Below are 2,704 nucleotides of genomic sequence, written 5' to 3'. Positions count from 1 at the left end.
CGGCCGCACGCAACCCGCCATGAGCGCTGCCCTGGCGCGGTTGCGCAGCCTTCTCAAGGATGAGCTTTTGGTGCGGGGACCGCAGGGCCTGCAGCCGACACCAAGAGCGCTTGACCTCGCCGAGCCATTATCGCGTGCTCTTGCCGATATCCAGCGCACACTCGATTTCACCCAGGCTTTCGACCCCGCGACCTCGTCCGCCACCTTCACGATCGGTCTCTCCGACCATCCGACTTTCGCGCTCCTGCCGCAACTCGTTGCGCATCTTGCCAAAGCGGCTCCGGATGCGACATTGCAGGTCCGGAATTTCAGCGCCCGCGACGACTCCATCGATCTCCTGGATGCCGGAGAGGTCGATGTGACGGTCGGGGTGCCGGCAGCGAAAACGGGGCGCATTCTGACTCAGCCTCTGTTCGAAGAGTGTTTCGTCTGCATCGTCAGGAAGGATCATCCGGCTGCGCGACGCACGCTTGACCTCGACGCCTTTCTGGCTCTCCCGCACCTGCTCGTCTCGCCGGAAAACGAGCGTTTCGGCCATGTCGACGCAGCGCTAGCAAAGACAGGGCTTCAGCGGCGGCTCGCGCTCACACTTCCCAATATGTATGCCGCGCCGCTCTTGATTGCCCGTTCTGACATGATCGCCACCTTGATGGCCGGTGTCGTGGCAGCCTCCGGCCATGCGGACGAACTTGCCCTGCTGGAGCCGCCGCTCATGCTGGAGCCTATCCCCTTCGTCATGTCCTGGCATCGGCGCAACGATGCACATCCGGCGCAGCGCTGGTTTCGGAATTGCGTTGCCGGGGTCGCACCTGATGTCAGGCGGTGACGTCGGCATGAATCTCCACTAAAGCTCATCCCATGGCATCCAAGATCCTCGTCAGTGCCTGTCTCATGGGCCACGCCGTCAGATATGACGGACGCGCGAAGCCGCTCATCCATCCGGCAATCGAGCGCTGGATGCAGAAGGGCCTGATCGTGACGATCTGTCCGGAAATGTCGGCCGGCATGCCGGTGCCGCGGTCGCCTGCCGAAATCGGCGATGCGGCTGATGGCGAGGACGTCCTGGCAGGAACTGCCCGCGTCGTGGAGTTGACCGGTGGCGACGTGACCGATGAATTCCTGCGGGCGGCAGAAAATGCCGTGCGGCTTGCGACTGATAGCGGTTGCGGCTATGCGCTGCTGATCGACGGCAGTCCGTCCTGCGGTTCCGGCTTTATCTATGACGGCTCCTTCTCGGGCAGCCGGCTGGCCGGCAACGGCGTTACTGCGGCGGCGTTGAAACAGGCAGGCATCGAAGTCTTTTCCGATCGTGAGATCGATCAACTCATCGAGCGCATCGGCCCTAACACCTAGAGTGTCTCCGTCCTTCTGCCAGACAGAGAAACGTCCTGTCTCTTGTTTTCACGCATTCCGTACGCAAAACCGCCGCGCACTTTTGCTGGAATTGCTCTAACAGCACGGCCGCCGGGAATGCCGGCGGCCGCTAATATTTTGGTGATGAAATTGCTTTTAGTCGCCCCGCTTATGCGGCGCGGCGACCCTGATGCATGGCGGGAGCTGCGGCAGCGTTGCCGACGCGGAAGCCTCTGATGAGGCCGAGCAGTTCATCGGTGTCGGCAGCCAGCGTTTCGGCCGATGCCGTGGTCTCTTCGGCCATGGCGGCGTTCTGCTGGGTGGCAGCGTCGAGCTGGTTCATCGAGGACGAGATCGAACGCAGCGTCGTATCCTGTTCGGAAGCGCTGTGGGCGATCTTGGCGACGATCTCATTGGCGGCCTTGATCTGGTCGGAGATGCGCTTCAGCGCTTCGCCTGCCTCGCCGACGAGGCGGACACCATGGTCGACCTGGCTGGACGAACGGGCGATCTGATCCTTGATCTCCTTGGCGGCAGCAGCCGAGCGCTGGGCCAGTTCGCGCACTTCCTGGGCGACGACGGCAAAGCCCTTGCCGCTTTCGCCGGCACGGGCTGCCTCGACACCGGCGTTGAGCGCCAGCAGGTTCGTCTGGAAGGCGATCTCGTCGATGACACCGATGATCTTGGTGATCTCAGACGAAGACTTCTCGATGCCGCTCATGGCTTCGATGGCCTGGGTGACGATCGCATCGCTGTGGGTTGCTTCGGTCGAGACCGAGTGAACCCGCTTGCTGGCCTCATGGGCACCATCGGCCGTCTGGCGAACGGCGACGGTCAGCTCGTCGAGAGCAGCCGAGGTTTCCTCCAGGCTTGCGGCCTGACGCTCGGTGCGCTGTGAAAGCTCGTTGGAGGCGCGGCGGATCTCTTCCTTGGCGACACCGATATCACCGCCCTTGGCGCTGACCTGGGCCATGGCGGCCTCGAGATGCGAAAGCGCATCGTTGAAGTTATCGCGCAGTGCCGCGTATTTCTGGCCGATGTCGGCGCAACGCACCGTCAGGTCGCCGTGAGCGATCTGCTCCAGCGCCTGGCCGATGGTGCTGACGACGCGGGCCTGCATGGAGGCTTCATCCTGCTGATGGCGCAGGTTGCTTTCGCGCTCGCTTTCGAGAGCCAGCTGCTGGGCAGCCTCGCGATCGGACATCGCGTGACGTTCCCTGATCTTCTCCTGCAGCGACTGCGTCGCCTTCGCCATCATACCGACTTCGTTGTTCATCCCGGTATGCGGGATCTTCAGCGAAACATCTTCCTCGGCAACAGCCTGCAGGGCGTTGTGCACGTCCTTCAGAGG

At 62.8% G+C, this 2,704-nt stretch carries 3 protein-coding genes; 2 read left to right on the top strand and 1 reads right to left on the bottom strand.

Annotated features, from left to right (window positions below):
- Window positions 1–826: LysR family transcriptional regulator (locus PMI11_RS15585; RefSeq protein ID WP_007818585.1), on the top strand; the 826-nt coding region annotated here is incomplete at its 5' end.
- A gap of 32 nt (window positions 827–858) precedes the next feature.
- On the top strand, window positions 859–1,353 hold the full coding sequence (locus PMI11_RS15580) for a DUF523 domain-containing protein (protein WP_007818583.1): 495 nt from the start codon (window positions 859–861) through the stop codon (window positions 1,351–1,353).
- A 169-nt stretch (window positions 1,354–1,522) separates the two neighbouring features.
- On the opposite strand, the gene PMI11_RS15575 is transcribed toward PMI11_RS15580, so the two are convergent.
- The coding region (locus tag PMI11_RS15575; protein WP_007818581.1) for a methyl-accepting chemotaxis protein at window positions 1,523–2,704 on the bottom strand (1,182 nt) is incomplete at its 5' end.

This window comes from Rhizobium sp. CF142, assembly GCF_000281145.1.
Classification (GTDB): domain Bacteria; phylum Pseudomonadota; class Alphaproteobacteria; order Rhizobiales; family Rhizobiaceae; genus Rhizobium.
Note: the sequence above shows the minus strand (reverse complement) of the source record. Positions and strands in the feature narration are given on the sequence as shown.